Origin of the sequence: Streptomyces reniochalinae (assembly GCF_003323735.1) — a bacterium.
Taxonomy (GTDB): Bacteria; Actinomycetota; Actinomycetes; order Streptomycetales; family Streptomycetaceae; genus Streptomyces; species Streptomyces reniochalinae.
This window is the reverse complement of sequence record NZ_QOIM01000034.1, coordinates 271,988-297,857: the sequence shown is the minus strand read 5'-3', so window position 1 is coordinate 297,857 and position 25,870 is coordinate 271,988. Positions and strand designations below refer to the sequence as shown.

General features: G+C 72.8%; 28 protein-coding genes. 7 read left to right on the top strand and 21 right to left on the bottom strand.

The features are described 5' to 3' along the window. Positions 1-10: 10 nt before the first annotated feature. The 3 genes from DQ392_RS16025 to DQ392_RS16015 form a co-directional block, all read right to left on the bottom strand. Positions 11-373 carry a DUF2516 family protein gene (locus tag DQ392_RS16025; RefSeq protein ID WP_114016265.1) on the bottom strand — a complete coding sequence of 121 codons (363 nt, stop codon included), beginning with the start codon at positions 371-373 and terminating at the stop codon, positions 11-13. A 139-nt stretch (positions 374-512) separates the two neighbouring features. Further along, complete coding sequence (locus DQ392_RS16020; RefSeq protein ID WP_114016264.1) at positions 513-1,199, bottom strand: hypothetical protein; 687 nt, start codon at positions 1,197-1,199, stop codon at positions 513-515. Between the two features lie 203 nt (positions 1,200-1,402). Continuing rightward, positions 1,403-1,792: a helix-turn-helix domain-containing protein gene (locus DQ392_RS16015; RefSeq protein WP_114016263.1), complete on the bottom strand. Its 390-nt coding sequence runs from the start codon at positions 1,790-1,792 to the stop codon at positions 1,403-1,405. A 153-nt stretch (positions 1,793-1,945) separates the two neighbouring features. Here DQ392_RS16015 and DQ392_RS16010 point away from each other — a divergent pair, with 153 nt between their 5' ends. Then, complete coding sequence (locus tag DQ392_RS16010; protein ID WP_114016262.1) at positions 1,946-3,337, top strand: MerR family transcriptional regulator; 1,392 nt, start codon at positions 1,946-1,948, stop codon at positions 3,335-3,337. A gap of 159 nt (positions 3,338-3,496) precedes the next feature. On the opposite strand, the gene DQ392_RS16005 is transcribed toward DQ392_RS16010, so the two are convergent. Continuing rightward, positions 3,497-4,147 carry a TetR/AcrR family transcriptional regulator gene (locus DQ392_RS16005; RefSeq protein ID WP_114016327.1) on the bottom strand — a complete coding sequence of 217 codons (651 nt, stop codon included), beginning with the start codon at positions 4,145-4,147 and terminating at the stop codon, positions 3,497-3,499. A 339-nt stretch (positions 4,148-4,486) separates the two neighbouring features. Between DQ392_RS16005 and abc-f the strand changes: the two genes are divergently transcribed. From abc-f to DQ392_RS15985, 4 genes are all read left to right on the top strand, one after another. Then, complete coding sequence (gene abc-f, locus DQ392_RS16000; RefSeq protein WP_114016261.1) at positions 4,487-6,157, top strand: ribosomal protection-like ABC-F family protein; 1,671 nt, start codon at positions 4,487-4,489, stop codon at positions 6,155-6,157. 80 nt (positions 6,158-6,237) lie between these two features. Continuing rightward, entirely contained in the window at positions 6,238-7,122 is an 885-nt protein-coding gene (locus tag DQ392_RS15995) for a Vgb family protein (RefSeq protein WP_342774946.1), read from the top strand. A gap of 149 nt (positions 7,123-7,271) precedes the next feature. Then, complete coding sequence (locus DQ392_RS15990; RefSeq protein ID WP_114016259.1) at positions 7,272-8,051, top strand: class I SAM-dependent methyltransferase; 780 nt, start codon at positions 7,272-7,274, stop codon at positions 8,049-8,051. Between the two features lie 152 nt (positions 8,052-8,203). Then, a complete protein-coding gene (locus DQ392_RS15985; protein WP_245981517.1) occupies positions 8,204-8,842 on the top strand; it encodes an HAD family hydrolase in 639 nt (212 codons plus the stop codon). Positions 8,843-8,928: 86 nt separating this feature from the next. Here DQ392_RS15985 and DQ392_RS15980 read toward each other — a convergent pair whose 3' ends face one another. From DQ392_RS15980 to DQ392_RS15965, 4 genes are all read right to left on the bottom strand, one after another. Continuing rightward, positions 8,929-9,348, bottom strand: a complete 420-nt coding sequence (locus DQ392_RS15980) for an ankyrin repeat domain-containing protein (RefSeq protein WP_114016325.1) — start codon at positions 9,346-9,348, stop codon at positions 8,929-8,931. A gap of 127 nt (positions 9,349-9,475) precedes the next feature. Further along, complete coding sequence (locus DQ392_RS15975; protein WP_114016258.1) at positions 9,476-10,318, bottom strand: HAD family hydrolase; 843 nt, start codon at positions 10,316-10,318, stop codon at positions 9,476-9,478. A 98-nt stretch (positions 10,319-10,416) separates the two neighbouring features. After that, on the bottom strand, positions 10,417-11,496 hold the full coding sequence (locus DQ392_RS15970) for a phosphotransferase (protein WP_114016257.1): 1,080 nt from the start codon (positions 11,494-11,496) through the stop codon (positions 10,417-10,419). Between the two features lie 392 nt (positions 11,497-11,888). Continuing rightward, positions 11,889-12,764 (bottom strand): FadR/GntR family transcriptional regulator, encoded by an 876-nt coding sequence (locus tag DQ392_RS15965; RefSeq protein WP_114016256.1) that lies wholly within the window; start codon positions 12,762-12,764, stop codon positions 11,889-11,891. Positions 12,765-13,079: 315 nt separating this feature from the next. Between DQ392_RS15965 and DQ392_RS15960 the strand changes: the two genes are divergently transcribed. Next, entirely contained in the window at positions 13,080-13,262 is a 183-nt protein-coding gene (locus DQ392_RS15960) for a hypothetical protein (RefSeq protein WP_114016255.1), read from the top strand. Positions 13,263-13,436: 174 nt separating this feature from the next. Here the strand turns inward: DQ392_RS15960 and DQ392_RS15955 are convergent, their stop codons facing one another. The 3 genes from DQ392_RS15955 to DQ392_RS15945 all read right to left on the bottom strand — a co-directional run bounded on the left by DQ392_RS15955 (position 13,437) and on the right by DQ392_RS15945 (position 16,494). Beyond that, entirely contained in the window at positions 13,437-14,723 is a 1,287-nt protein-coding gene (locus DQ392_RS15955) for a GNAT family N-acetyltransferase (RefSeq protein ID WP_114016254.1), read from the bottom strand. 129 nt (positions 14,724-14,852) lie between these two features. Continuing rightward, entirely contained in the window at positions 14,853-15,803 is a 951-nt protein-coding gene (locus DQ392_RS15950; RefSeq protein WP_114016253.1) for an asparaginase, read from the bottom strand. 136 nt (positions 15,804-15,939) lie between these two features. After that, on the bottom strand, positions 15,940-16,494 hold the full coding sequence (locus tag DQ392_RS15945) for an RsiG family protein (protein WP_114016252.1): 555 nt from the start codon (positions 16,492-16,494) through the stop codon (positions 15,940-15,942). A gap of 163 nt (positions 16,495-16,657) precedes the next feature. On the opposite strand from DQ392_RS15945, the gene dtd reads away from it, so the two are divergent. Further along, positions 16,658-17,083, top strand: a complete 426-nt coding sequence (gene dtd, locus DQ392_RS15940; RefSeq protein ID WP_114016324.1) for a D-aminoacyl-tRNA deacylase — start codon at positions 16,658-16,660, stop codon at positions 17,081-17,083. Between the two features lie 50 nt (positions 17,084-17,133). On the opposite strand, the gene ygfZ is transcribed toward dtd, so the two are convergent. The 10 genes from ygfZ to DQ392_RS15885 form a co-directional block, all read right to left on the bottom strand. Next, on the bottom strand, positions 17,134-18,159 hold the full coding sequence (gene ygfZ, locus DQ392_RS15935; RefSeq protein ID WP_114016251.1) for a CAF17-like 4Fe-4S cluster assembly/insertion protein YgfZ: 1,026 nt from the start codon (positions 18,157-18,159) through the stop codon (positions 17,134-17,136). Positions 18,160-18,168: 9 nt separating this feature from the next. Further along, positions 18,169-18,615 carry a Fur family transcriptional regulator gene (locus DQ392_RS15930; RefSeq protein WP_114016250.1) on the bottom strand — a complete coding sequence of 149 codons (447 nt, stop codon included), beginning with the start codon at positions 18,613-18,615 and terminating at the stop codon, positions 18,169-18,171. An 83-nt stretch (positions 18,616-18,698) separates the two neighbouring features. Then, on the bottom strand, positions 18,699-19,508 hold the full coding sequence (locus DQ392_RS15925) for a PT domain-containing protein (protein WP_114016249.1): 810 nt from the start codon (positions 19,506-19,508) through the stop codon (positions 18,699-18,701). 349 nt (positions 19,509-19,857) lie between these two features. Next, the gene (locus DQ392_RS15920) at positions 19,858-20,436 is read right to left on the bottom strand and encodes a heme-binding beta-barrel domain-containing protein (RefSeq protein ID WP_114016248.1); all 579 of its coding nucleotides are present in this window, start codon (positions 20,434-20,436) and stop codon (positions 19,858-19,860) included. Between the two features lie 255 nt (positions 20,437-20,691). Next, positions 20,692-21,063 carry a DsrE family protein gene (locus tag DQ392_RS15910; RefSeq protein WP_114016247.1) on the bottom strand — a complete coding sequence of 124 codons (372 nt, stop codon included), beginning with the start codon at positions 21,061-21,063 and terminating at the stop codon, positions 20,692-20,694. A gap of 83 nt (positions 21,064-21,146) precedes the next feature. Continuing rightward, positions 21,147-21,434 (bottom strand): DUF1416 domain-containing protein, encoded by a 288-nt coding sequence (locus tag DQ392_RS15905; protein ID WP_114016246.1) that lies wholly within the window; start codon positions 21,432-21,434, stop codon positions 21,147-21,149. 41 nt (positions 21,435-21,475) lie between these two features. Continuing rightward, complete coding sequence (locus DQ392_RS15900; RefSeq protein WP_114016245.1) at positions 21,476-22,312, bottom strand: sulfurtransferase; 837 nt, start codon at positions 22,310-22,312, stop codon at positions 21,476-21,478. A gap of 564 nt (positions 22,313-22,876) precedes the next feature. Then, positions 22,877-23,593 (bottom strand): LmeA family phospholipid-binding protein, encoded by a 717-nt coding sequence (locus DQ392_RS15895; protein ID WP_114016244.1) that lies wholly within the window; start codon positions 23,591-23,593, stop codon positions 22,877-22,879. A 118-nt stretch (positions 23,594-23,711) separates the two neighbouring features. Further along, positions 23,712-25,595 carry a hypothetical protein gene (locus DQ392_RS15890; RefSeq protein WP_114016243.1) on the bottom strand — a complete coding sequence of 628 codons (1,884 nt, stop codon included), beginning with the start codon at positions 25,593-25,595 and terminating at the stop codon, positions 23,712-23,714. Then, positions 25,592-25,858 (bottom strand): MoaD/ThiS family protein, encoded by a 267-nt coding sequence (locus tag DQ392_RS15885; RefSeq protein WP_114016242.1) that lies wholly within the window; start codon positions 25,856-25,858, stop codon positions 25,592-25,594. The genes DQ392_RS15890 and DQ392_RS15885 overlap by 4 nt, the downstream gene beginning before the upstream one ends. Positions 25,859-25,870: the final 12 nt, after the last annotated feature.

Below are 25,870 nucleotides of genomic sequence, written 5' to 3'. Positions count from 1 at the left end.
GTCGCCGGCGTCACCGGCCGTTGAAGGGTCCGTACGGGCCGTCGCTGCTGCTGCCTCCTCTGCGGCGGCCCCAGCCGCCGCCACGGGGCCGGCTGTTGCCCATGACCTGCTTGAGGGCGGGGCGCACGTCGACGATGTACACGATCGTGGCGATCAGGCCGATGATCTGCAACAGGAAGAAGGGGATCTGCAACACGTTCACCAGGGCCGTGAGGCCCAGGACGATCAGCCAGAACGGCTTGGTCTGCTTGCTCGCGGCGCGGTAGGCGTCCTCCCGCCGCAGCGCGCTGTCCACGAAGGCGAACACCGCCAGAGCGAGCAGCACGACGCTGATCAGCGCCATGACGGTGAGCTGGAAGCCGTCGAACAACATCGTGCTCACACTCCCGGTCGGTCTCGGAGCCGTGTCTGACTCTTGCGGGCGGCTGTGCCGCCACCGTACCCCAGCACAGGGGGAACGAGCCGGGCACGCGCATGGTGCCCGGCCCGTTCCCCTCCCGTGCCCACGGGGCTCAGGACTCGCTCTTCGGCGTCGGCTTCCGGGCCGCGGGGGTGGTCTTGCGAGCGGTACCCGTCTTGGTGGTGCCGTTCTTGCCGCCGGCGGTCCTGGCGTCGGCGGACTTCGCCCCGGCGGCGGCTCCGGCGCCGCCGTCGGCCGCCGCGGCACCTCCGGGCTTGCCCGCCTTGTCCGTGGCCGTCGCGGCCGCCGCCTTGTCCGTGGCCGTCGCGGAGCGCGCAGCGGAGCCCTTGGCCGCGGGGGTCTCCTCGGCCGGCGGCTCGGCGATCTTCACGGACGTGGCGGACTCGCGCTCCACGGTCACCTCGGCGGCGCCGGACCCGTCGTCCTCGCCACGCCAGTTCTTGACGGCCTCCCGTCCGCGCACGGCCAGCTCGTCGTAGGCCTCACGGGCCTTGACCGCGTACTCCGCGGCGAAGCCGACGCCCTGGAGCGCGAAGTGCTGGGCCTGCTCGCGGAGCTTTTTGATGTCGGTGTCGATCCCGCTGAGCGTCTCGCTGACCCTGACCTGCGTCTCCTTGGCCTGTTGGGTGAGCTTCGCCTGCACTTCCCTGGGGTCCGTCTCGCGGACCGAGGCGAGTGCCTGCGGCGCCTCTTCACGGATCTTGTCGACGACACCCGCGGCGAAGTAGAGCGGCGTCGGGTCGGTGAGGGACTTGCGCAGGTCGTTCGCGATGGGCATGAGGGTACGCCTTTCGTGGCTGAACTCGCGTGACGGGAAGGCAGATTGCCGTCCGTCGTGACTGATCCGCACGTGTGCGGTGTTCCGGCGCGCCGGTGCTCGCCCGGGGTGCTCCCGTGCTCCGGTGCTCCCGTACGTGCTCCGTTCCTGGAACGCGCCGGTCGGTCGTTGCGCTCTGTGCTGATTGTGGGGTTCGGGCGGACTTACTCGGCGGACGCCGCGCTCGGCGGGTCCGCCACCCGTTGCTGTGCGTTCTCCTTGCGGAAGGACTCGTAGATCTGGAGCAGCGCCTGCTTCTGCTGTTCGCTGATCGAGGAGTCCGCGAGGATGGCGGCCGGCACCTGCAACAGGTCCTCGCGGTCCCGCTCGTCGAGAATTCCCGCCTGCACGTACAGCGTCTCCGCCGAGATCCGCAAGGCCTTGGCCAGTTGCTGCAGGATCTCCGCGCTCGGCTTGCGCAGGCCGCGCTCGATCTGGCTCAGATACGGGTTCGAGACATCGGCGGCCTCCGCGAGCTGCCGCAACGACAGCTTCGCGTTGCGCCGTTGTTCCCGTAGGAACTCCCCGAGGTTCCCGACATTGAGCGAGGCCATGTCCCCAGACTGCACCCGTCCGCTAACTTTTGCAAGCACCTTGCTTGCAAGTGTGGCGTCGGCAGGGTCGTTGACCTTCCCCCAGGGGAAGACCGGAGCATCGGCGGGGCCGGGCGCGGTGCCCGGTACGAAGAGGAAGGGACGACGGGCGAGATGGGCACGGAGCTGCTGACCATCGGGGCCTTCGCCAAGGCGTCACGGCTGTCGCCGAAGGCCCTGCGGCTGTACGACCGGCTCGGTCTGGTGACACCCGCCAGGGTGGACCCGTTCAGCGGTTACCGCCTCTACGCGCCCGCGCAGCTGGAGCGGGCCAGGCTGGTCGCCTGGCTGCGGCGCCTCGGCATGCCACTCGCCCGTATCCAACGCGTGTGCGAGCTCGCGGACTCGGGCCGGGACGCCGGGGTGCCGGGCTCCTCCGCGCGCCCGGGGGCACCGGCCGGATGCGCCGCGCGCGAGGTGCGGGCCTACTGGGCTGCGGTGGAGGCGGAGACCACCGTCCGCCGCGACCTGGCCACCTTCCTCATCGACCACCTGTCAGACAAGGAAGGGCTCGAGATGACCGAGCAGAACGAGACGACCGGGAACGTCCGGTGGCACGCGTCCGACGCCCCGTCGCCGACGCCGCACGCTCCGTTGGGCATCCGGTACGCGGCACTGACCGATGCCGGACGGGTCCGCGGAAACAACCAGGACACGGCGTACGCGGGGGAGCGGCTGCTGGCCGTCGCGGACGGTTTCGGCGCCGGGGGCGGCTCAGCGAGCGCCGCCGCCGTCGACGTCTTCAAACGGCTGGAAACCGACGCCGGGCGGTCGGCAATCGACACCGAGTGGCCGGCAGACGACGTCGAACGGTCGGCAAGCGGTGCCGGCGCCGCCTCGGCGGGGGACCTTCTCAACCTGCTCGACGAGGCCGTGCGCGAGGCGGGTCGTGCCGTTCACGGTGCCGCCGCGTCCGGTGACGCGCCCCACGAGAGCGGCACCACGCTCACCGCCGCCCTGTGGACCGGTTCCCGACTGGCTCTCGTGCACATCGGTGACTCCCGTGCGTATCTGCTGCGGGACGGCGGGCTGTTCCAGATCACCCATGACCACACGGTCGTGCAGACGATGATCGACGAGGGGCGTCTCAGCCCCGAGGAGGCCGCCTCCCACCCGCAGCGAGCCCTGCTGGCACGCGCCCTGACCGGCGGCAGCGGCGAGACGGCGGCACGCACCGTGAGCGAGATGGGCCGGGGTGCGGGGGAGCAGGCTGACGCGGGGGCTGAGAGCGGCGCCGGGACGGAGAGCGGAGCGCCGGGGAGTGGGGAGAACAGTTCGCCGAGCGCCCAGCTGCGGCTCCATGGCGTCCGTCTCGGCGACCGGTACCTGCTCTGTTCGGACGGGCTGTCCGCGGTGGTCCCCACGGCACGCGTGCGTCAGACGCTGAGCGCGGCGACCGACCCGGACGACGCGGTCCGCACCCTGGTCGGCCTCGCCAACCAGGCGGGCGGCCCGGACAACGTGAGCTGCGTGGTGGCGGACGTCGTGGAGGCCGCCGACGGGTGACGGCGACACACCGCGCCCCGGACCACGCTTCATATCGGCCGTTCACGTCGGCCGTCGCGCCACTGCGGTAGCCGGCTTCCCTCCGCGGTGAGCAGCTCGTCGGGGCGGGGGCGCGCGCTCGGTCTTCCGGGCTGCACCCTCGCTCCGGCGACTGCGGGGTCACCCCGTGCGGCTCCGCGTACCGAACGCTCCCGCCCGGGCCGCGAGCACCGCGGTGCGGGCCGCCTCGCCGGGAAGCGCCGGGTCCGGGGCGCCGTGCAGCAGGACCAGGTGGTGGTAGAGAGGGGCGGTCGCGGCCACCAGGAGGCTGCGGGCCTCCACGGGCGGGGCGAGTTCGCCTCGCGCGACGGCGCGCTCCACCACGTGCGCGCACCGCTCGTAGCGGTCCTCCCAGAACCGGCGGAGCGCGTCCGCTGCTCCCGCGGAGCGGAAGGAGGCGGCGATCAACGCCCTGGCCAGGGAGGACTCCTCGCTCAGCGCGTCCTGCACCTCCTCGTTCAGCGCCCGCAGATCCCCTTCGAGGCAGCCGGTGTCCGGCGCCGTCCACCTGTCCGCGCCGGCCGCGTCCAGGACGTCGGCGAGGAGTCCGCCGACGTCGCGCCAACGCCGGTAGACCGTCGCACGGTGGACGCCCGAGCGGGCGGCCACGGCGTCCACGGACAGCCCGTCGAACCCGTGCTCCACCAGGAGCGGACCGACGGCCGCGAGCACCTGGTCGCGCACGCGCGCCGTCCGTCCGCCGGGGCGCCGGGCCGCGGAGGGCGGCGGTTCCGCCGCCTCGCTGCCGCTTTCCGCTTCCTTCTTCGTCACCGCCACAGCGCCTCCGGGCTCCTCGCTCTTCTCACGTATCCGTCCACGCTCCCCTATCCGTTCCCGCCCGGTCTCCTCGCCCTCCCCGCTCGCTCCCGTCGCCTTCGTCCGGTCTTGTCCCTTCTCTTCCGCTCTCGTCCGGCCGCGGATTGCTCTTGCGGTCGAGGGGTTGCCGTGTCACCATCTTAACGCGACAGGTGTCGCGGTAAAAGCGTGGCGGGTGCTGCCCGCACGTACGACGACGTGGAATGAGGAAACCGCCGATGCTCATCCGAAGCGTGTCCCCGGTCCTGCGGCCTGCCCAGGCCGCTTCACCCTCGATCGCTGTGGAGAGCGTGGATGCCTACCCAGATCTCGGCCTCGGCCGTGACGAAGTCGTATGCGGGCCGGACGGTTCTGGACGGAGTGAGCTGCGCGCTCTCGGCGGGTGAACGCGCGGGGATCGTCGGCGAGAACGGCTCGGGCAAGACGACACTTCTCCGCCTTTTCACCGGGCAGGAGCAACCCGATCAGGGAGAGATCATCGTCCACGCCGAGGGCGGCGTCGGCCATCTCGCCCAGGAAGAGCGGCTCCCGCCCGCGTTGACGGTCCAGCAGGTCATCGACGGCGCGCTGCGGGAGTTGCGCGACATGGAGCAGCGCCTGCGCACCCTCGAGGCGGCGATCTCGGAGACCGACGCGGCCGGGCGGCCGTCTCCGAACTCGCAGAAGGCGCAGCGGGAGTACGGCGAGCTGCTGACAGCCTTCGAGCTGCGCGGCGGCTACGAGGCGGAGGCCCGCGTCGAACGTGCGCTGCACGGGCTGGGTCTCGGGGTGCTGTCCCGCGAGCGCACCGTGGGAGGTCTTTCCGGAGGAGAACGGGTGCGGCTGAGGCTGGCCGCGCTGCTGGCGGCGAGCCCCGAGGTGCTCGTGCTGGACGAGCCGACCAACCACCTCGACGACGCCGCGCTGCGCTGGCTCGAGGACCATCTGCGCACCCGCCGCGGCACGACGCTGGCCGTCTCCCACGACCGCGCCTTCCTCGAACGCGTCGCGACGACGCTGTGGGAGGTGGACGCCGACCGTCACCAGGTGGTCCGTTACGGCAACGGCTACGCGGGCTATCTCGCGGAGAAGGCGGCCGCCCGCCGCCGCTGGGCGGAAGCCCACGAGCGCTGGCAGGCGGAGGCAGAGCACCTCAGGGAGACGGCGGCGACCACGGCCCGCAGGGTCGCCCCGGGCCGGGCCATGAAGGACGGCAACAAGATGGCGTACGACCGCGCGGCGGGCCGTGTCCAGCAGTCCCTCGCCGGCCGCGTGCGCAACGCCGAGGAACGGTTGCGCCGCCTGCTGGCCGACCCCGTTCCGCCCCCTCCCGTGCCGTTGCGATGCACCGCGGCGCTGAGCGGATCCGGCCTGCGCGGCACGGTGCTGGACGCCGAGAACCTCAGCGTGCGCGGCAGGCTGGCCCGCACGGACCTGACGGTCGCGGCGGGTGAGCGCCTGCTGGTCACGGGGCCGAACGGCGCGGGTAAGAGCACCCTCCTCGACGTGCTGGCAGGCCGCGCGGAGCCCGACACCGGCCGCATCTCGCGGCGCGGCCGCATCGGCCACCTCCCCCAGGACCCCGAGGTCGCGGCCGCCGCCGGGGCGTCGCTCCTCCACGCCTACGCGGAGGGCAGGCCAGGGCCGGTTGAGGAACACGCGGAACGGCTGCTGTCGCTGGGGCTGTTCGCCGCGGAGCGGCTCGAGGTGCCGGTGGCGCGGCTCTCCACCGGCCAGCGGCAACGCCTGGCGCTGGCCCGCCTGGTGACCGAACCGGTCGATGTCCTGCTGCTCGACGAGCCGACCAACCACCTTTCCCCCGCCCTGGTGGAGGAGCTGGAAGAGGCCCTGGACGCCTACGCCGGCGCGTTGGTCGTCGTGAGCCACGACCGCAGGCTGCGGCAGCGCTGGCGCGGCGCCCACCTCGCGCTGGAAGGGGAAGCACCGCTTCCGCTGGGAGCGGCCGACGACAGGAGCCACCCGTGACACACCCCCATACGCCCACGGCGGCAACTCACTCCTCTTCGGCGCCACCTCACGCCGGCTCGTCGGCGAAGGTGAGGACGGTGGCCGCCTTCGGCGCCGAGGCGGGCCCCTACGACGTCGTCACCGGGCCGGACGGAGCGCTGTGGGCCACGCTGGTCCACGCCGGTGCCCTCGCCCGCCTCACCCTGGACGGCCGGGTGACCACCCACCCGTTGGACGCCCCCGGCTGCGGGCCCGCGGTCATCACGCCGGGGCCCGACGGTGCCCTGTGGTTCACCCGCTGCCGGGACCACCGCATCGGCCGGATCACCGTGGAAGGACGGGCGGAGTCGTTCGCCCTGCCGACGCCCGAGTGCGGACCGTACGGCATCGCGGCGGGTGCGGACGGTGCCCTCTGGTTCACCGAGACCAGTGCCCACCGCATCGGCCGCATCACGACAGACGGCGAGGTCACCGAGTTCCCGCTGCCGTGCGACGGCTTCCCCTCGGCGCTCGTCGCCGGCCCGGACGACGCGCTGTGGTTTCCGCTGAACCAGGCGGACGCGATCGGCCGGATCGCCCTCGACGGCACGGTGACCGTCCACCCGGTGCCCACCGAGGGCGCCGCCCCCGTGGGCATCACCAGCGGCCCCGGCAAGGAAGACGGCTCCGGAGAGCTGTGGTTCGTGGAGATCGGCGCGGGGCAGCTGGGCCGCATCACCACGGACGGCCGGGTGGACGAGTATCCGCTGCCGGACCGCGGCTGCCGCCCCCACGCGGTGGCGAGGACGCCGGACGGCACCTGCTGGGTCACCGAGTGGGCGACGGGCAGGATCGCGGCTCGCACACCGGACGGACGGATCACCGAACACCCCCTGACGTCCCCGGACGCGGAGCCGCACGGTCTCACGGTCGGCCCTGACGGAGATCTCTACGTCGCGCTGGAGAGCGGGGAGGTGGTACGCCTCGGCACCACCCGGCCGTGACGGCGAGATCGCCCCACCCGGCGTCGCCGTCACGGAGCCACCCGGCCTGCCCGGGCCTGAAGAGGCGAATGCGCCGGCGTGCGGAGTTCCCCGCTCGACGAGGGGGAATTCGATTGGTCGCAGGGCGGGGGAGCGGGGAGGATGCGGCCATGGCACATGCGGACGTGGAGCGGACCCGGTCGTTCGAGGAGCTCATGGAGGAGGCTGCCTCGGTCTCCGTGGAGGGCTGGGACTTCTCGTGGTTGGAGGGCCGAGCGACAGAGGAACGCCCCTCGTGGGGGTACCAGGGCCGGATGAGCGGCCGGCTCGCCACCGCGTCCGCCGCTCTCGATCTCCAGACCGGCGGTGGGGAGGTCCTCGCCGGGACGGAGAGGCTGCCGCCGGCGATGGCTGCGACCGAGGCGTGGCCGCCGAACGTCGCCAAGGCGACGGCCCTGCTGCGCCCGCGCGGTGTCATCGTCGTGGCGGACACCGACGAGCCTCCGCTGCCGTTCGCGGACGGCGCGTTCGACCTGGTGACCAGTCGGCACCCGGTGCGGGCGTGGTGGTCGGAGATCGCCCGGGTGCTGGAGCCCGGCGGTGCCTACCTCGCCCAGCACGTGGGGCCCGCGTCCGTGTTCGAGCTGGTGGAGTACTTCCTCGGCCCCCAGCCCGAGGCACGCGGGCACCGGCGCCCCGAGGACGAGCGGGCGGAAGCGGAGGAGGCCGGTCTGGAGGTGGTCGACCTGCGGTCGGAGCGGCTGCGTATGCAGTTCTTCGACGTCGGTGCGGTCGTCTACTTCCTGCGCAAGGTCGTCTGGATGGTGCCCGGCTTCACCGTCGAGGCGTACCGTTCGCGGCTGCGCGAGTTGCACGACCGCATCCAGACCGACGGCCCGTTCGTCGCCCACTCCGCCCGCTTCCTCATCGAGGCCCGCAAACCGAAGTGATCCCCAGCCGTTCGTCGCCGGTCGCCGGTCGCCGGTCGCCGGTCACCCGTGCACCGGGCCCTCGCCGCGGTCCCTCGCTCCCGTCGCTCGGTCGCCCGTGGCCCGGCCTGTGCCCCTTCTCCGTGGTCGGGTCCTCGTGTGAGGATGCGCCCGTGACGAGCCCCCTCCGCCTTCCCTCCGCCGGTTTCGACGCGGTGTTGTGCGACGTGGACGACGTGATCCGGTACTACGACACCGAACCGCTGGCCCGGCTCGAACGCGACGCGGGTCTCGCGGCCGGTACGACGGCGCGCCTCGCGTTCGCGCCGGAGCGGGGCAGGCCGCTGCTGCTGGGGAGGATCAGCAAGCCGGAGTGGGCGGTGTCGGTCGCCGAGGGGCTGGCCGGCCTGGGGGTGCCGGGGGAGCGGGCGCGCGCGTTGGCGGCGGGGCTGGCGCAGGCGCCGTTCCGGGCGGACGCGGAGGTGGTCGGGATACTGCGGCGGGCCCGCGCCCGTATGCCGCTGGTGCTGGTCACGAACGGGACGGCCGAACTGGACGACGATCTCGCGTCGCTGGGGCTCGACGGGTTGGCGCATCACGTCGTCAACAGTGCCCGGGTGGGGGTGGCCAAGCCGGACGCGGCCATCTACCGGATGGCGGCGGAGTGGACGGGGGTCGCCCCGGAGCGCTGCGTCTTCGTGGACGACCGGCAGGAGAACGTCGCGGCGGCCGTGGCGCTGGGGATGCGAGGGCATCTCTACCGGGAGCCCAGTGCGCTGGAGGAGGCTCTGGGTCTCTCGTCGGCTCCCTGAGCCACGTTCCTCCGCGCACCCCGTGACCCCCTGGGCGGGTCGTCCGCCCAGGGCGCTTGTCAGGGACGCGTGCCAAAGGGCGCCTGTCAGGGTGCGCCGAAGAGGGCGAGGAGTTCCTGCTTCTCGAACATGCGGGCGGTCTCGATGGCGGACGGTGCGCCGGCCTGCGGGTCGGCACCGGCCTCGAAGAGCACGCGTACGACCTCGTCCTCGCCCTTGAAGACCGCGCCGGCGAGGGGCGTCTGGCCCCGGTCGTTGGCGCGGTCGGGGTCGGCGCCGTGCGAGAGGAGGGCGCGGACGGTGTCCGGGTGGCCGTGGTAGGCGGCCAGCATGAGGAGGGAGTCGCCCTTGTCGTTGGTCAGGTTCGCGGGTACGCCCGCGTTGACGTAGGCGGCGACGGTGTCGGTGTCGCCGTGCCGGGACAGGTCGAACACCTTCTGGGCGAGTTCCAGGACCTCGGGGTCGTGTGCGGGCTCGTCGCTCTCGGGGGTGGGTGCGTCTGTCATGGTGCCAGCGTACGGACGGTGGCGGCCCGCGGCCTGTTTCGGCCCCGCGATGTTTCCCGTCCGGGCCGCACGTGGCGGCGTCACAGGGGGCGCCGGCGGCGTCCTGACGCGGCAGCGGGGTGGTGATCTAGACGTGGGCGAGGGGGTCGACGGTGAGGAGGACGTCGCGCAGGGACGTGGTGATGGTCTCGGCTCCGCCGTCCCTCAGCTCCCGCTCCTTGCGCTCGTTGCGGGCGTAGCCGACGAAGGCGACGCCGGCCGCGCGGGCTGCGCGTACGTCGCGGGCGGAGTCGCCGATCATCACCGCGTCGGCGGGGGCGGCGCCGGAGGCGTGGAGGGCGCGTTCCACGCAGTCGGGGTCGGGTTTCAGCCGGGGGCCGGCCTGGTCGAGGGTCCGCCCGCGGACGCGGTCCGCGAACAGGCCGAGCAGTCCGCGTCCGGAGAGGTAACGCTCCACCGCCGCGGCTGAGTTGTCGGTGGCGACGGCCACGGTGCGTCCCGTCGCGCAGAGGGTGCGCACGAGGGTGTCCGCGTACGGAGTGGGGAAGGCGTCCACCGCGGCGGCGATCTCCTCCTCGGTCAGCGAGCGTTCGATCGCGCGGGCCGTCTCGCCCGGTACGGGGCGGGTGCGCACCGGTGCCGCGCCCGTCGCCCCTGCGCCCGTCGCCCCGGTGACCGGTGCCGTTTCCGTGACCGGTGCCGCCCCCCTGGCTGGAGTCGCGCATGTGACCGAAGCCGCTCCCCTTCCCTCCCCCTCTCCCAGCGCTTCGCCCGGCGACGATGTGCTGAACGCGAGGGTGAGCAGGCGCAGTGGGTCCGAGGTCTCGGAGGCCGCCGTATCCGCCAGTGCGTGCCCGTACGTGGTGCGCAGGCGCCCGGCGATGGCGGGGGCCGGGCGGCGGGCGAAGAGGCGGCACAGCGGGCCGTCGAAGTCGAATATCACGCACTGCGCGGAGGTGAGTTCCTGCATCGCTGACCGTCCCTGTCGTCGCCGGGCCCCGCGGGTGGGGCAGCGATTGTTGCAGGCGTTCGGGCAGAGGGGGACCGGTGCGTGCGGTGTGGGTTCGGTCAGGATGCGCACACGTCGGCGTAGGCCGTCTCGATGGCTCCGGCGTCGGGTACGTCGTCGAGGTCGAGGGCGTCGGCCGCCCGGGTCAGGACGTCGTGGAGGAGTTTGGCCGCGTGGCCGAGGCGGTCGGCGAGTCGCGGGGTGCCGGCCGCGTCGCGGACGGCGATGGCCTGCCGTACCGCGTCGGTGAAGACGGACTGGGCGCGCTTGTAGTCGAGGTAGCGGGGCAGGTCCTCGTCCAGTTGGGCGTCGGCTCCGGGCAGCAGTGTGCCGACGGTGCGGCGCCAGTCGGCCACGACCTCGGCGTGCTGGGCGGCGGGGTAGTCCATCAGGTACAGGTGTGTCGCCAGGTCGTAGAGGGGGTCGCCGAGGGCGGCGAGTTCCCAGTCGATGGTCCACAGGTCTCCGGCGGGGTCGACGACGAGGTTGGCGCGGTGCAGGTCGCCGTGGAGGAGGCAGAAGGGCCGCTCGGCCAGGTGTCCGGCTGCCCGTGCCGGTCGCGAGTGCGGCCCCAGCGCGTCGTGGGGTACGCCGAGCCGGGCGAAGAGCGCACCGTAGCGGGGGAGCTGGGCGTGGTGGGCCTGGGCGCGGGTGAAGGCGAGCATGCTGTGCAGGAAGCCCGCGCTGTCGCGGTCGTGTCGCGGCGGGCCGGCGGTGGGGGGGAGCGGGGAGCGCCGGGCGCGCACGTGGTGGGGGCGCAGGCGGCACAGGGAGGCGAAGCGCGCCATGATCTGGCGCAGGTGCTCGGGGGCCACGCGGTGTCCGGCTGGGGCGTGTTCGGCGAGGGTGGTGCCTTCGACGAAGCCGTGGAGCACCATGCCGTGCGGGGTGTCGAGGCGGAGCACCGGGGGGATGCGGGGGACGCCGAGGGTGGCGAGTTCGACGAGGAGTTCGTCCTCGGAGGTGAAGAAGCGGCGGTCCAGCCACAGGACGCCTCCGCGTGGCTCGCCGAGTTTGACGCGTCCCAGCCCGGGGAGTGCGCTACCCGGCCGTACCACGTACCACTCGCGGTGGTAACCCCCCAGGGGGCCGTCCACCGAGCCGAGCGCTGCGGCCTGCCTCAGGGCGTGGGATGTCATGGGCGCTGTCCTAGGTCGTGTCTTCAAAGTCCCGCCTGCCTGGCGGCGCCTGGCACGCACGCTCGCGGCGTTGTCGTCGGTCGCCGCTTCCCCCAGGGCTCGGCTTCGCTCGCCCCGGGAGGTGCCCCCACGCAGGGACTCCCTCCTCCGCCTTGCGAGCGCACGCACCAGACACCGCCAGGCCCGCCCTCCGGGCGGACGCCGCTACTTGGAAGACACTCCCTAGAGGCGGGTCTGCGGAGGGAGGGAGGCTCCACACAAGTGGAGGCACTGTATCCGGCCCTCGTCCCTCTTCCTCCGCCGAGCGCCCGCCGGTCACCCGAACGCGGTCGGCCGGGACCGCGGTGGCGGGGCCGCGCGCACGGAGGGGGCGCGGGGCCGTGCCGTCCGGCTCAGTCGAACCGGGTCGCGATCGTGTCCCACAGAGAGTCGAAGAACTGGCGGGACTCCGCCACGAAGGCCGCCTCCTGGTCGTCCCGTGCCTCCACGCCGCTGGTGGAGCGGAAGAGTTTGGCGGTGAGGCCGAGCACGTCGTACAGGGACAGCTGTTCGCCCTGGAAGGCGGCTTCCTCGTTCCTGACGACCTGGTAGTAGCCGATGAGGGCCTCGTGGCGGTTGAGCAGGTAGAGCTTGTGGGTGGGGGTGAGGGGGACGGCGCGGACGGTGAGGGAGACCTCGACGCCGAACCGGGCCAGCGAGGTCAGCGAGTTGTCGACGGCGTGCACGTAGCTGGTCTGCATCTGGTGCAGCCGCTCGCGGGGCTTGGGGTCGTCGGGGTCGTCGATGAGGCGGGGGAGCGCGAGGCGGGCTTCCAGACTGGGGACGAGGACGCGGGCCGTGACGGTGCGCGGCGTCAGCCGCCCTTCCATGACCTGGCGTATGGGCCAGGCGAGGGCGTTGTTGAGGGTTTCGGTGGTGAGGGAGAACGCGTCGACGGTCACGTGTTCGGACTGGAAAGCCTCGTGGAGCCTGTCCGCCAGCTCGACCCCCGCGCTGCGGGGGGCTTCGTCTCCTCTCCCGCCGTGGCCGGGTTCGGCCACGGTGGGGGAGGAGCCGCGGCCCACGTTCTCCAGGAGGTCTTCGCGGGTGAGGGCGGCGAGGGCCTCGCGGACGGCGCTGCGGCCGACGGTGAACTCGGTCTCCAGTTCGCGTTGGGTGGGGAGCCTGGAGCCGGGCGCGTACTCACCGTTGCGGATGCGCGCGCGCAGGGCGTCGGCGACCACGTCGCGCGGGCGGCGGCCGCTGCTGGAGGCGGGCTTCCTGGTCACGCCACCGACCCTACAACTTCGCGGAAAAGTACGGCAGTTGTCCGCCAGTGGTTTTCAGGTGGCGGACAACTGGGAATGCAGTAGGTGAGTTGGTCACCAACTCGACGCTTGAGCAGCCAAGTTGGCTACGACCTGTCTCGGCCCGCCGGCCCCGAGCCGCTCGCCCGTTCGACGACACGATCCGTTCGACGACACGATCCGTCCGACGGCGAGATCCGCCCGCTCACCGACGCCATCGCCCGTCCGACGATGCATGGGCGCACCCCGTACCTCCAGCACAGCCGTTCTTCCCGTGCCTGAGAAGGAGGGATCGCCATGCCGCTCCTCGCGCTCGCTGTCGCAGCCGCCGTCGTCTTCTTCGAACAGCTCGTCCAGGTGCGCTTCGGGGTCCTCGGCCTCGCCGGGTTCCTGTTGCTGAGTATCGGCCTCAAGGCCAGGCACACCGGATGCAGCACCGCCGGCGCGCTCGTGCTCGCCACGCTGCTGCTGCACCCCTGACCGTCCCGCCGCGGCGGGACGGTCGCCGTCATGCCGCCTTCCCCTCCCACTCACCCACGCCACGGGGAAGGCGGCTTGATGACGGAAACCGGCACGCCGACCCGCGCGGTGGCGGCACGATGCCCTGCCGCCCCGCGCGAGAGGGGCGGCCCCACGCCCCCTTTCCGCCCCTCGTCAGAACATGTCCGGGCACCACGGGCGCCGCGCGGTGCGGAACAGCGCGTCCGCCCGCTCGACGGCTCCCTCACGGTGACCGGCCAGCAGCCCCAGGGCGGCGAGCCGCACGGCCGACTCGTCGCCCAGGTAGAGGGCGGCGAGCTGTGCGACGTCGAGGGTGAGGTCGGGTTCCTCGCGGGTGGCGGTGCACCGGGCCGCGCCCCGCGGCCCACCCGTCTCCAGCCGGAACCTGCCGGCCGCGTAACCGTCCTTGTCGCGCACGTCCAGGACGAGAGAGGCGCCGGCGCCCGCGTAGGTGCGGGCCGTCAGCATGCGCGGTACGTCCAGCGGGCGGATCCACAGCCAGTCGGTGTGGCTGACGGTGCGGGCGGCACGCGGGTCGGGCAGCAGCAGGCGCAGCACGTCGTCGGGGGCGCGCAGCCCCGTCCGTACCCGCTGGACCCAGTCCATCGCCAGGACGTACCGCCACAGCGCGGCCTCGGCAGCCGCCGTGGTGGCGAACAGGTCCTGGACGGTGAGGGTCTGTTCGGGCTGCTTGGCCTGCCACACGTTGTCGGAGGCGTAGGTCACCCCGCCCTGCGGGTGGCCCTCTGCGTCGCGGTAGACCGCGTGGAACGGGGCGGTGAAACCGTCGTCCGGGTAGCGCAGCTCCCCGGTGGCCACCCGCCACCACTTCTCGTTCCTGTCGATGGCGCCCTGGCGGTGCGCTCCGGTGCGAAACCGCGCGTGGACCGCGGGCATCGACGCGCGGAACCCGGCGGCGTCCTCCAAATCCACCCGCCCGCCGTCCCCCGCGTCGGCCGGGCCCGCGTACCGCCGGTCGAGGCCCGTGCGGGCGACGTGGACCTCCCACTCGGTGGCCTCCGCGGCGGGGCCGAAACCGTAGCGCCCGTAGATCGGGTACTCGGCGGCGATCAGGCTGGCGCAGGCGTCCCCCCGCTCCTTCGCGGCGTCCAGCGCGTTCGCCGTCATCGCCGTCAACAGGCCGCGCCTGCGGTGCGTGGGGGAGACGGTGACGGCGGTGACGGCACACGCGGGCAGTACGGAACCGCCCGGCACGGTCAACTCCTGCGGCGTCGTACGGAACGTGCCCACGCACCTGGCCCCGTCGTAGGCGCCCTGCGTGCGGTCCAGCGCGTCCGGGGTATCGAGGCCCTGCCCGCGGACCGCGACCTCCTCGGGGCTCACGGCGGGACCGCGGTAGAAGCCGGTGGCGACGGCGCGCAGCCACTCGGGGAAGTCGTCGGGGGTGGCCAGGGTGCGGATCTGGAGACCGTTCGCCATGCGGTCACGCTAGGCGCGCCGGCCCCCGTTCGCACCTGGGTTTCCGGAGCGTCGGCGACGCCGGCCCCCCGGCGCGCACACGGCTCCTCGCGAGCCGTCGTCCTCTCGGAACGCGGCTCGGAACGCGGCTCAGAACGCGGCGCGGACCTCGCCGACCCGCGCGCCGCCGCCCAGCACCGGCACGGTCGAGAGGCGATCGAGCACGGGCGCGCTCGCTCCCATGTGAACGGACAGGGCGCGTGCCACGACGGGGCCGAGCGCCCTGCTCGCGCCGTCCTCCACCTTGAAGGCGAGGGCCTGTCCGTCCGGCAGCGCGACCCCCTGCACCGCCTCGGCGCCCATCTTGCTGACGGAACCGGGCAGCTCCCGCATCAGCCAGGTGTCGTGCCTGCGGGTACCGCCGACGTACTCGGGGTGGGCGCGCATCGCCTCGGCGACCCGCCCCTCGGGGGAGTCCCCGGGCGCCAGGGCCAGTGCGCGGAAGCCGCGGGCCAGCCCGGTCAGTGAGACGGCCATCAGCGGGGCGCCGCAGCCGTCGACGCCGACGTGCGCCACCGGGTCGCCGGTGGCCTCCTCCAGGGTGGCGCGGACCAGCTTCTGCAACGGATGGCCGGGGTCGAGGTAGCTCTCCAGCGGCCATCCCGCTGCCCGGCAGGCGGCGAGCATGGCCGTGTGCTTGCCGGAGCAGTCCATGGCCAGCGGGGTACGGGTGTGCCCGGCGGCCAGGAACGCCTCGCTCTCCTCACCGTCCAGCGGGAGGGAGGCCGGGCACCGCAGGGCGGACTCGGCCAGTCCGTGCTCGGCGAGCATCGTGCGCACCAGGTCGAGGTGGAAGGTCTCCCCGGAGTGGCTCGCGGCGGCCAGTGCCAGCCGCTCGCCGGCCAGCTCCAGACCGGAGCGGAGCACGGCGGCGGCCTGGAAGGGCTTGTTCGCCGAGCGGGGGAAGACCGGCGCCTCCGGGTCGCCCAGCGCGCAGGTGACGCTGCCGTCCGCCGCCAGTACCACCAGCGAACCCCGGTGCCGCCCCTCGGTGAAGCCGGACCTGACGACCTCGGCGAGCACGGGGAGTATGTCGGGCATCTCGGGACCTTCCGGTGATGTTCGGCGTACCGGCGTACGGGGTTGCTGCATTCGTGACCCCTCACCGTAACCGCACCACAAGACCCGTGAAACGCACGCCCCCGACCGCGCAGCCGGCCGGGCGGCCGCCGACCGCTCACGGCAGGAGATCGTCGACCTGCGCCTCCCCCTCCCGGTAGCGGCGGGCGATCTCGGTGCTGCACCCGTCGGCGGTGCGCTGCAACTCCTGGCGGCGCCCTGAGACTTGGCTCTCGTACCCGACCAGTCGTGCCATGGCCTCGTGCAGCTCGGTGTCCGTGCGTGCCTCGAGGTCGCTCAGCTCCACCTCGGCCAGCATCGTCTCGGCCAGCGCCCGGTACTTCTCACCGCGCGGTGCGGCGAGAGTCACATGGCGCGCGGAGCGGTGGCCCGCCGGGCTGTCGGTGAGGATCTGCGGCAGCAGGTCCAGCAGCGGCGACCCCGCCGAGCTGCGCCGGGCCAGTTCGGCGCGGAGGATGTCGATCCGCCCCTGGAGCAGTCTGCGGACGTAGCTCAGATCCGCCTCGTCCTGCTGGGCCTCGCGCCGCAGGGCGCGCAGCTCGGGCAGGCTCAGCGTGAGCAGGTCCGGCCGGTCCTCCTCCGGCAGCCGTCCTGAGGCTTCGCCTCCGGGCTGTCGTGGTGTGTGAGCCCGGCCCGCTCCGGTTGTGCTCATGGGCTTGTGTCCCCTCATCCCCGTCCGCGGTAGCTCGCGCGGCACGTGCTGAACGCACCGCGTGTGCGCATCGTGCCACTGAGTGCCCCCCGTTCGCACCGGTCACCCGCCCCGCACGGCGGCCGCGTCCCGCCTCGGGGAGCGGGGCGGCATGATGGGCAGCATGCGAGCAGTGGTGCAGAGAGTGGACGGCGCGAGCGTCACCGTGGAGGGCCGGACCGTTGGTCGGATAGTCGGCGAGGGCCTGTGCGTGCTGGTCGGGGTCACGCACGAGGACACGAAGGAGAAGGCAGCGCAGCTCGCGCGCAAGGTGTGGTCCGTACGGATTCTCCACGGGGAGAAGTCGTGTTCGGATATCGGAGCGCCGCTGCTGGTGATCAGTCAGTTCACTCTCTACGGTGACGCGCGCAAGGGCCGCAGGCCCACGTGGAACGGGGCGGCGCCGGGCGATGTCGCCGAGCCGCTCGTCGAGGAAGTGGTCGCCAGGTTGCGGGAGTCGGGTGCCGAGGTCGCCACCGGCGAGTTCGGGGCCGACATGAAGGTCTCCCTGACGAACGACGGCCCTTTCACGGTGCTGCTGGAGGTCTGAAGGGCGCCCGTCCCCGCTCCTCGAAGGGGCGGGGACGGGCGGCCGGGGGCCTACGGGGCGACGACGACCTCCTGGGCGGCCGCTGTGGCGTCGGGGCCCACGATCAGTTCCGCGTCGGGGGCGACGTTCCGCTTCACCAGGGCCAGCGCGATCGGTCCCAGCTCGTGGTGGCGGGCCGAGGTGGTGACGAAGCCGATCTGCCGGCCCTCCAGTCCGGTGGCGGCGAGCCGCACCGCGTCGCCGTGCGCGGGCAGCCGTACCTCGCTGCCGTCCAGGTGGAGGAAGACCAGGCGGCGCGGCGGTTTCCCCAGGTTGTGGACGCGGGCGACGGTCTCCTGGCCGCGGTAGCAGCCCTTCTCCAGATGCACGGCGGAGCCGATCCATCCCACTTCGTGCGGGATCGTCCGGTGATCGGTCTCCATGCCGAGGCGGGGCCGCCGCTCCTCGACCCGCAGGGCCTCGTGGGCCAGTACGCCCACCGCGGGCGCGTGCGAGGTGGCGAACGCGGCCAGCTCGGCGCGGGCCAGGAACAGGTCGCGCCCGTGGGCGGTCTCGCGTACGGCGTGCGCGCTCGCGGGTACCTCGGCGATGGACCCCGCGGGCAGGTGGACGACGGCGACCTCGCTCGTCCGGTCGGCGATCTCCACCCGGTAGAAGAAGCGCATGCTCTCCAGATACGCCAGCAGTTCGCCCTGTTTGCCCGGTTCGGTGTGCATCCACACCGTCGTCCCGTCGTCGACGAGCTGGAGTTCCTGTTCGATGTGCCCGTTGGCGGAGAGGATCAACGCCGCGGTGGCCTGCCCGGCCGGGAGCCGCTCGACGTGCTGGGTGAGCAGCAGGTGCAGCCAGGTGAGGCGGTCCTCACCGGAGACGGTGACCACGCCGCGGTGCGAGAGGTCCACGAAGCCGGTGCCGTCGGCGAGTGCGCGCTGTTCCTTGAACAGGTCGCCGTAGTGGGCGGCGACACCCTCGTCGGGTGCCTCGGCGGCGACGGCGCCCGGCAGCGTGAGCAGGGGGCTGGGGGTGGCGGCAGGGGCTGAGCCGCTGCTCGGGTTGCTCGGACTGCTGGAGGACATACGCCCAGCCTACGACGGTCCTTCCCCGCTCTCCTCGGCCTTCGCCCGGCACGTGGCGCACCGCCCGAAGATCGCGAAGTGCTTCATGTCGGTGTCGAAACCGAAGCGCTCGCGCAGCCGGGCGGTGAAGGGCTCGGCCTCGGACAGATCGGCCTCGATCACGTCCGTGCAGTCCCGGCACACCAGGTGCATGTGGTGGTGCCGGTCGGCCAGGTGGTAGGTGGGGGCGCCGTGGCCGAGGTGGGCGTGGGAGACCAGGCCCAGCTCCTCCAGGAGCTCCAGGGTGCGGTAGACCGTCGAGATGTTGACGCTGCCCGCCGTGCGGCGGACCTCGGCGAGGATGTCGTCCGGAGTGGAGTGCTCCAGTTTGTCCACGGCCTCCAGCACGAGCTGGCGCTGCGGGGTGAGCCGGTATCCGCGCGCCCGAAGATCGCTCTGCCAGTCGGTGATAGCCACGAGGTCCAGTGTAGAAGCGGCGCGGGCCCGGGTGCCCCCGTGGCACCCGGACCCGCCCCACCGGAAGAGAGTGAGCCGCGGAATCAGTTCTGTCCTGCGGTCTTCTTCCGCTTGGCCAGGAACACGGCCGCGCCGCCGATCACGACGAGGGCGCCCGCGCCGCCGGCGAGCAGCGGGGTGTCGGAGCCGCCACCGGTCTCGGCCAGGTCGCCGCCGCCCGAGCCGCTGCCCTTGTCCGTACCACCGGCGGGGGCCGGGGTGTTGGCGTCGTCCGAGGGGTCGTCGCCGGGCTTTTGCGACGGCTTCTGGGTGGGCTTCTGGGTGGGCTTCTCTGACGGCTTCTCGCTCGGCTCGTCCGTCGGCTTCTGAGTCGGCTTCTGGGTGGGCTTCTCGGTCGGCTTGGGCTTGGTCGCGTCGACGCTGTAGGTCTGGGTGACGCTGTTGTTGCTGGTGTCGGGGTCGGTCTTGTCGCCCTTGATCTCGGCGCGCAGCGTCTGCTTCGTGCCGGAGAGGCTGGCCGGGAGGTCCATGTTCTCCAGGGCGTCGCCGTCGGCGGCCAGGTTCGCCTCGATGACGACCTTCTTGGCGCTCCAGGACTTCACGGTGCCCTTGTCGACCTTGGGCTCGGCCGTGAAGGTGACGTTCTTGACGGCGGTCACCGTGACGGTGGCCTTGGCGGCCTCGGGCCCGTGGTTGCCGAAGTTGCCGCCGATGCCGTCGCCGAGGACCTTGCCGGAGTTCTTGTCGTAGAGGATGCCCGACGTGAGGCCGACGTTCAGCTCGGCGCCGCTGTCGTAAGCGAACGCGCCGGCCGCGGTGGCCACCTGGGTGGCGGCCAGGCCGCCGAGGAGGGCGACGGTGGCGGCGGCGGAGGTGATGCGGGAACGATTCACAGAAAGAGCCTTTTCCCCGTTAGGACAGCCGGGCGCGGCGGCGGCAGCGTGCGGGAACGCACGCGCTGAGGGCCGCCGGAACCCGTGCCGGTGAATGGATTAACGCCATTCTTATCACTCGGGGGTACGCATTAGTCCCGCTCGCGGACGGTGAACCGACCGCCCGGTAGCGTGCGACACCCGCCTGTGACCTGCCCGGATGCCGGTGGGGAAAGATCCCGGAGAAGCCGAAGAGCCGCTTTCCGGCTACTGACCGGAAAGCGGCTCTTGCACAGCTTTCACAATCGTGACACCGCTGAGACGCCTGGTGCCGCACTGTGACGCGGTACCTGTCCGCGGGCCGCTGCCCTCAGCGGAAGAACGCGATACCGTCGTCCGGCAGATCCACGACGTCCTTCGCCCACTCCTTGGGGTCGACGACCTTCTTCAGCTGCGCCGACATGTAGGGGTGCAGCGGCGTCTGCGGTGTGGCCTTCTCGCCCACCCACATCAGGTCGCCGTTCACATAGCCGTACAGCCGCTTCCCGCCGCTGTACTCGCCCGCCGCCTCGGTGCGCGCCACCGCGTCCGTCGCCAGGTCGATCTGCGGCTTCTTGTCGGCCAGCTCCCCGTACCAGACCTCCGCGATGCCCTGGTCGCGGATCATCACGACCTCGACCTTGCGGTCCTTGTCGATCCGCCAGTACCCCGTCTCGGTCTCCAGCGGGCGGACCTTCTTGCCCTCGGCGTCCAGCTCCCAGGTGTGCGAGAAGTACTCCAGGAAGTCACGCCCGTCGTGGGTGAAGGTGACCTCCTGCCCGAAGTTGCACTTCTTCTCGCCCTCGCCCTGGTTCTCGTCGAGGGCGGCGACTCCCGCCCCTGTCCAGTTGCCGAGCAGGAAGGCGAGGGGGACGAGGTCCGGGTGCAGGTCGGACGGAATCTCGATCATGATGCGCTCAAGTCGTCTCGAAGGTCCGGGTCAGCTGTGGGCCGCGCTCAGCGCTGACCCTGGTACAGCTTCTTGAAGGTCAGCCCGGCGAAGGCCACGGTGCCGATGCAGACCAGGACCATCAGGGCGGTGAAGAATGCCTCAAGCACGGGGCGGCTCTCCTTGGGCGGTGTTCTGGGACCTGGCCGAGTCTAGTCGCCGGCGCGCGGGGCGGCCTCCCGAGGGGGCCGCCGGGGTACGGGCAGGGGGTGGGGCTCAGTAGACGAGGGCCTGCACGCCCTCCGGCATGATCTCGCTGACGAAGACCTGCGCACCGGCGATGCGGACGCCCTCGGCGACGTCCTTCTCCTCGATGCCCCTGCGGGCCGCGCACTGGGTGCACAGGGTGATCCCTCCCCCGCTCGCCAGAACGGCCTCCATGAGGTCGGGCAGCGGAGCCGCGTGCGGCAGCTCGAACTCGGCGGCGCGGCCCGGGAGGGCGAACCACGCGGACTCGCCGGTCAGCCACAGGCTGACTCGGGTGCCGCTCGCCGCAGCCACGGAGGCCACGGTGAACGCCTGCGAACACCTCTCGGGGGCGTCAGCCCCCGCGGTGACCTTGATGACGAGCGTGCTGCGGGTTGCCATGGCTTCCAGCCTACGGGCAGCCCTCCACCGCGGGCGCCCCTCAGCGGTGGGCGCCCCCAGTGGAGGGCGCCCACCGGGGGGGGTCACACCGCGATGGTGACCTCGGACAGGTTGCCCGTCTGGGCGATGACGGTGCGGTCGGCCGTGCCGCCGGGCACCAGGGCGCGGACGGTCCACGTGCCCTCGGCGGCGTAGAAGCGGAACTGGCCGGTGGCGGAGGTCGGTACCTCCGCGGTGAACTCCCCGGTGGAGTCGAGCAGCCGTACGTACCCGGTCACGGGTTCGCCGTCGCGGGTGACGCTGCCCTGGATCGTCGTCTCGCCGGGCTTGGCGCCGGCGGCGTCCGGGCCGCCTGACTGTGCTCCGCACATGGTGGGTTCTCCCTGGAGTGGTTCGCGGAAGGGGCGCAGGGTCAGTTCGAGCCCAGCTCGACGGGCACGCCGACGAGGGAGCCGTACTCGGTCCAGGAGCCGTCGTAGTTCTTGACGTTCTCCTGGCCCAGCAGCTCGTGCAGCACGAACCAGGTGTGGGCGGAGCGCTCGCCGATGCGGCAGTAGGCGATGGTGTCCGTGCCCAGGTCGACGCCCTCGCCCTGGTAGAGCTCGGTGAGCTCGTCGTCGGACTTGAAGGTGCCGTCGTCGTTGGCCGACTTGGACCAGGGGATGTTGCGGGCGCTGGGCACGTGTCCGGCGCGCTGCGACTGCTCCTGCGGCAGGTGGGCGGGGGCCAGCAGCTTGCCGCTGAACTCGTCGGGGGAGCGCACGTCGACCAGGTTCTTGGTGCCGATGGCGTCGACGACCTCGTCGCGGAAGGCGCGGATGGAGGTGTCCTGCGGCTTGGCCTTGTAGTCGGTGGCCGGACGCTCGGGGACCTCGGCGACCAGGTCGCGGGAGTCCAGCTCCCACTTCTTGCGGCCGCCGTCCAGGAGCTTGACGTCCCCGTGGCCGTAGAGCTTGAAGTACCAGTAGGCGTAGGCGGCGAACCAGTTGTTGTTGCCGCCGTAGAGGACGACGGTGTCGTCGTTCGCGATGCCCTTGGCCGACAGGAGCTTCTCGAAGCCCTCCTGGTCGACGAAGTCGCGGCGCACCGGGTCCTGGAGGTCCTGCTTCCAGTCGATGCGGACGGCGTTCTTGATGTGGTTCTTGTCGTAGGCCGAGGTGTCCTCGTCCACCTCGACGAGGACCACCTTCGGGTCGTCGATGTGGGCCTCGACCCACTCGGCGTCGACCAGTACGTCGCTGCGGCTCATGCTGTCTCTCCTCTTGGGTGGGTGGGTGCGGCGGAGGGTGAGTGGGGCGTACGTGGGCGCGAGGCGCGGGTCCTTCCCCGTCCGCGGCGGGAGCCGCGAGGACCGCGGGAGGGAACGGTGCCGGTGCCACTGCCGGAGCGGGGTGCGGGATACGGCGCCCGCGGGGAGGCGGGAGGTGCCGGGACAGCCCTGCTGCCGGTGGGCGGGCGTGCGCGGGGGCGCCTGGTGCGCTGCCGTGCGCGGCGTCGGCTGGGAGCGGACGGCCGGCGGGTCAGCGGGAGCCGCGACAGAGCATGGCGGCGATGCGGCACAGGTCCACTGCCCGGCGCTTCGTGAGGTCCGCCTGTCGCTTCATGCGCTCGATCGTAAGGACGACGGAGGGCCCGTGTCACCGTCGATCCGCACTCTGAGACGGTTGTGTCCGCGATTCGGGACGTCGGGGGTTCCGCGCGGCGCCGCGCTGCCGCACGGTGGCCGGAAACATCTACTGTGCGGACCCGGGCGTCTCGCATTCCGGGACCGGGCCGGACCTGGGGTCCCGGTACCGGACGGGTGACCGGCCGGTCAGCCGGCCAGGTGCACGCCGGTGCCCTCCATGGAGAGATCCACGCCGTCCTTGTCGGCGTCGACCTTGTCGAGCTTCAGCCCCTCGGGGAGCTTGTCTATCGTCCGGTCGAAGTCGATCTTCTCGCGGATCGCCTTCTCGATACCGGGGATCTTCGAGCCCGGCACCTCGTCCGCGTGCAGCCGCACCGTCTTGCCGCCTGCCACGCTGACGGTGCTGTAGACGCTGCGCTCGATGGTCTTGCCGACCAGCGGGATGGTCACGCTCGCGCTGACCTTCACCTGGTCCTTGCCGGAATTGCTCTTGCCGCCGTAGCTGACGCGCACGCCCTCGTCCGCCGCGTTGGACAGGTCCTTGTAGGAGAGGTGGACGGTGCCGGTGGCGTGGTCGGCGACGGCCGAGCTGTAGTTGTCGGACAGCGCGACATCGGTGGCCTCCATGGAGACCTCGCTCAGCCGCACCTCGCGCCCGCCCGCCTTCGCGGTGACGCCCTTCACCTGGGCCGTCACCTTGTCCAGCTCCTTGCCGGCGACCTGGGTGAGGAAGGGGAAGCCCTCGATGGAGACCTCGGGGTCGCCTGAGGAGGCGGAGCCCAGCTCGCCCTTGAGCTTCTTGGCCACCTCGTCCTCGGCGAGGTTGACCGCGATCCGGTCGGCGGCCACGAAGAGCCCGGCGAGTACCACCAGGATCACAAGACCTATGCGTAGTGCGCGCATTGCGTTCCGTATCCCCCATGAGTCGGCTGGCTACGCGCGAGCGTAACCCGCTGCCCGCGCTTTCCGGGCAGCGGCGAGCGGGCGTGCGGGCGCCTGGCCGGCGCCGCGGGGCACCGGCTCACAGCAGCGTGCGGCCCAGCAGGTACAGGGCGGGGGTGGCCAGCGTGAGGGGCAGCGCCACGCCCGCCGTCATGTGGACGAAGCGGGAGGGCCAGTCGTAACTGGCCACCCGCAGCCCCACCAGTGCGCACACCCCGGCGCCCAGGCCGAGCAGCGCGGCGGTGACCGGTTCCACACCGTTCAGCTGGGACGCCGCCACCGCCACGCCTGCGGCGGCGGCCGCCGCGAGGAGCACGGAGACGGGGCCTGGCAGCGGTACGGCACGCAGCAGAACGGCTCCCGCGACGGCGGCGGCGCCCACCGTGACCGCCCCGGGCTCGGTGGGGATCAACCCGGCGGCCAGCACCGTCAGGCCCGTCGCGGCGAAACCCATGGTGACCGCGTACAGACGTTCGTCCGGGCTGGAGTTGTTGCGCAATTGCAGCACGAGGGAGAGCAGACACCACACCCCGGCGGCCGCGAGCAGCACCGCCGGCGCGTTCCCCGAGCCGCCGTCCGTCCGGAGTCCCAGGCCGTCCGTGACCAGCAGCCCGACGTCGGCGGTCAGCCCCGCCACGAACGCGAGCGCGATGCCCTGCCGGGCGGGCCACATCCCGTTGAGGCGGTACCAGCCCGCGGCCGTCACCGCCTGGAGCAGCACCACGGCACCGGCCAGCGCACCGTGGCCCAGCGGGGCCACGGCCGCCAGCAGCGCCGCCAGCACCGTGGTGACCGCCGCGGGGGTGAAGCCGGGGGCGATGATCGGCGACCCGGTACGCGGCCGCGCCCCGGGCAAGTCCTGCGCAGGGGCCGCGGCTCCGGCGGCGGCCTCAGCGGGCCGCGGCTGCCCGGTGCGGTCCTGCTCCGCCTGCGGCGGCTGGCCGAAGGGCTGCGGTTGAGGCTGCGGCTGCGCGTGGGGCTGCTGCCCGGGGGGCTGCGGCTGTGCGTAGGGCTGTTGTGGGGCGTGCGGCTGTGGCTGTGGCTGTGCGTACGGCTGGGGCTGCGCTGCGGCGGGCTGCGGCTGGGGCATCGGCGGCGACGGGTCGTGGTGCTCCGGCGGAAGAGGGCCGGGAGCGCCGGTGGCGGCGGAGTGCCGGTCCGCGTACGGATCGGGAAGCGGCTGGCGCGCGCCCTGTCCCGGCGGGTCCTGGGCCGGTGGCGAGGGCGGATTCGCGTCCGGGAGCGGGCCCGGGGCGCCGGCGGAGGCGGCAGCGGGCCCGGCCTGGCGGCGCGCCACGGCCCGGCCCGGCGCCTGCGGGTGCGAGCCCCCGGGTGAGGGGGGCTGGGCGTCCGGCCCGTCGACGACGCGGGGCAGCTGGAAGGTGGCGTCGGCGCCGTGGGACAGCGGCTGCGCGGGCGGTGCCGTCTCGTCGGGGAGCGGCTCGGGTTCGGTGATCCGGGTCACCTCGTACGTCGGCTCGAACGACTGCTGCGCCCAGGCCCGCGGGGCCCCGTAGGCGGAGCCCCAGGCGCCATGGGCGCGCGGATCACCGCCGGGTGCCGGGTACGTGTCCTGCGGCCCCGGCTGCTGCCACGGCTGTTCGGTCTGCCACGCCTGCTCCGACTGCCACGGCTGTTCGGCCCGGCTCTGCTGCCAGTGCTGGTCGTACTGCTGGCGCTGGTCATACTGCTGGCGCTGGTCGTACTGGCGCTGCTGGTCGTACTGCTGGGCCGGGTCGTACTGCTGAGCGTGCCGGCCGTGCTCGGGCGGCTGCTGCCGGCCGGGCTGCTGTTGCCAGGCGCCCTGCCACGACGGTGGCGGCTGCTGCGGCGGCTGAGGTTGCTGGTGCGGCTGCGGCTGCGGCTGCTCCGGGTACGCGTACTGCTGTTGCGGTGGCAGCGGCTGGGCGGCCTCGGGGTGGGGCGTGGGGGGCTCGCCGTACGGGGTCCGGTCCTCGCTCATCGGGCGCCGCCCGCGAACGGGGGGAGCACCTCGACCGTGCCGCCCTCGCTCAGGTCGACCGTCTCGTGGGCGCGGGTGCCCACGGCGCCGCCGTCGACCAGGAAGGAGCAGCGCAGCAGTACCCGAGCGAACTCGGGCCGCTCCGCGTGGAGCTCGCGGGCGCGCCGCAGCGCGTCGGCGAGCGTGCCGGCGTCGTACGGCTCCTCAGCCGTGCCTGCCGCGGCCTTCGCCGCCGCCCAGTAGCGGATCGTGCCGCTGGCCATGGTGGGTCCCTC

Excerpts from the sequence above, each read along its gene's own strand:
- DQ392_RS16025 (WP_114016265.1), bottom strand. The coding sequence starts at position 373 with ATGTTGTTCGACGGCTTCCAGCTCACCGTCATGGCGCTGATCAGCGTC.
- DQ392_RS16020 (WP_114016264.1), bottom strand. The coding sequence starts at position 1,199 with ATGCCCATCGCGAACGACCTGCGCAAGTCCCTCACCGACCCGACGCCG.
- DQ392_RS16015 (WP_114016263.1), bottom strand. The coding sequence starts at position 1,792 with ATGGCCTCGCTCAATGTCGGGAACCTCGGGGAGTTCCTACGGGAACAA.
- DQ392_RS16010 (WP_114016262.1), top strand. The coding sequence starts at position 1,946 with ATGGGCACGGAGCTGCTGACCATCGGGGCCTTCGCCAAGGCGTCACGG.
- abc-f (WP_114016261.1), top strand. The coding sequence starts at position 4,487 with ATGCCTACCCAGATCTCGGCCTCGGCCGTGACGAAGTCGTATGCGGGC.
- DQ392_RS15990 (WP_114016259.1), top strand. The coding sequence starts at position 7,272 with ATGGCACATGCGGACGTGGAGCGGACCCGGTCGTTCGAGGAGCTCATG.
- DQ392_RS15980 (WP_114016325.1), bottom strand. The coding sequence starts at position 9,348 with ATGACAGACGCACCCACCCCCGAGAGCGACGAGCCCGCACACGACCCC.
- DQ392_RS15975 (WP_114016258.1), bottom strand. The coding sequence starts at position 10,318 with ATGCAGGAACTCACCTCCGCGCAGTGCGTGATATTCGACTTCGACGGC.
- DQ392_RS15970 (WP_114016257.1), bottom strand. The coding sequence starts at position 11,496 with ATGACATCCCACGCCCTGAGGCAGGCCGCAGCGCTCGGCTCGGTGGAC.
- DQ392_RS15960 (WP_114016255.1), top strand. The coding sequence starts at position 13,080 with ATGCCGCTCCTCGCGCTCGCTGTCGCAGCCGCCGTCGTCTTCTTCGAA.
- DQ392_RS15955 (WP_114016254.1), bottom strand. The coding sequence starts at position 14,723 with ATGGCGAACGGTCTCCAGATCCGCACCCTGGCCACCCCCGACGACTTC.
- DQ392_RS15950 (WP_114016253.1), bottom strand. The coding sequence starts at position 15,803 with ATGCCCGACATACTCCCCGTGCTCGCCGAGGTCGTCAGGTCCGGCTTC.
- DQ392_RS15945 (WP_114016252.1), bottom strand. The coding sequence starts at position 16,494 with ATGAGCACAACCGGAGCGGGCCGGGCTCACACACCACGACAGCCCGGA.
- dtd (WP_114016324.1), top strand. The coding sequence starts at position 16,658 with ATGCGAGCAGTGGTGCAGAGAGTGGACGGCGCGAGCGTCACCGTGGAG.
- ygfZ (WP_114016251.1), bottom strand. The coding sequence starts at position 18,159 with ATGTCCTCCAGCAGTCCGAGCAACCCGAGCAGCGGCTCAGCCCCTGCC.
- DQ392_RS15920 (WP_114016248.1), bottom strand. The coding sequence starts at position 20,436 with ATGATCGAGATTCCGTCCGACCTGCACCCGGACCTCGTCCCCCTCGCC.
- DQ392_RS15910 (WP_114016247.1), bottom strand. The coding sequence starts at position 21,063 with ATGGCAACCCGCAGCACGCTCGTCATCAAGGTCACCGCGGGGGCTGAC.
- DQ392_RS15905 (WP_114016246.1), bottom strand. The coding sequence starts at position 21,434 with ATGTGCGGAGCACAGTCAGGCGGCCCGGACGCCGCCGGCGCCAAGCCC.
- DQ392_RS15900 (WP_114016245.1), bottom strand. The coding sequence starts at position 22,312 with ATGAGCCGCAGCGACGTACTGGTCGACGCCGAGTGGGTCGAGGCCCAC.
- DQ392_RS15895 (WP_114016244.1), bottom strand. The coding sequence starts at position 23,593 with ATGCGCGCACTACGCATAGGTCTTGTGATCCTGGTGGTACTCGCCGGG.
- DQ392_RS15890 (WP_114016243.1), bottom strand. The coding sequence starts at position 25,595 with ATGAGCGAGGACCGGACCCCGTACGGCGAGCCCCCCACGCCCCACCCC.
- DQ392_RS15885 (WP_114016242.1), bottom strand. The coding sequence starts at position 25,858 with ATGGCCAGCGGCACGATCCGCTACTGGGCGGCGGCGAAGGCCGCGGCA.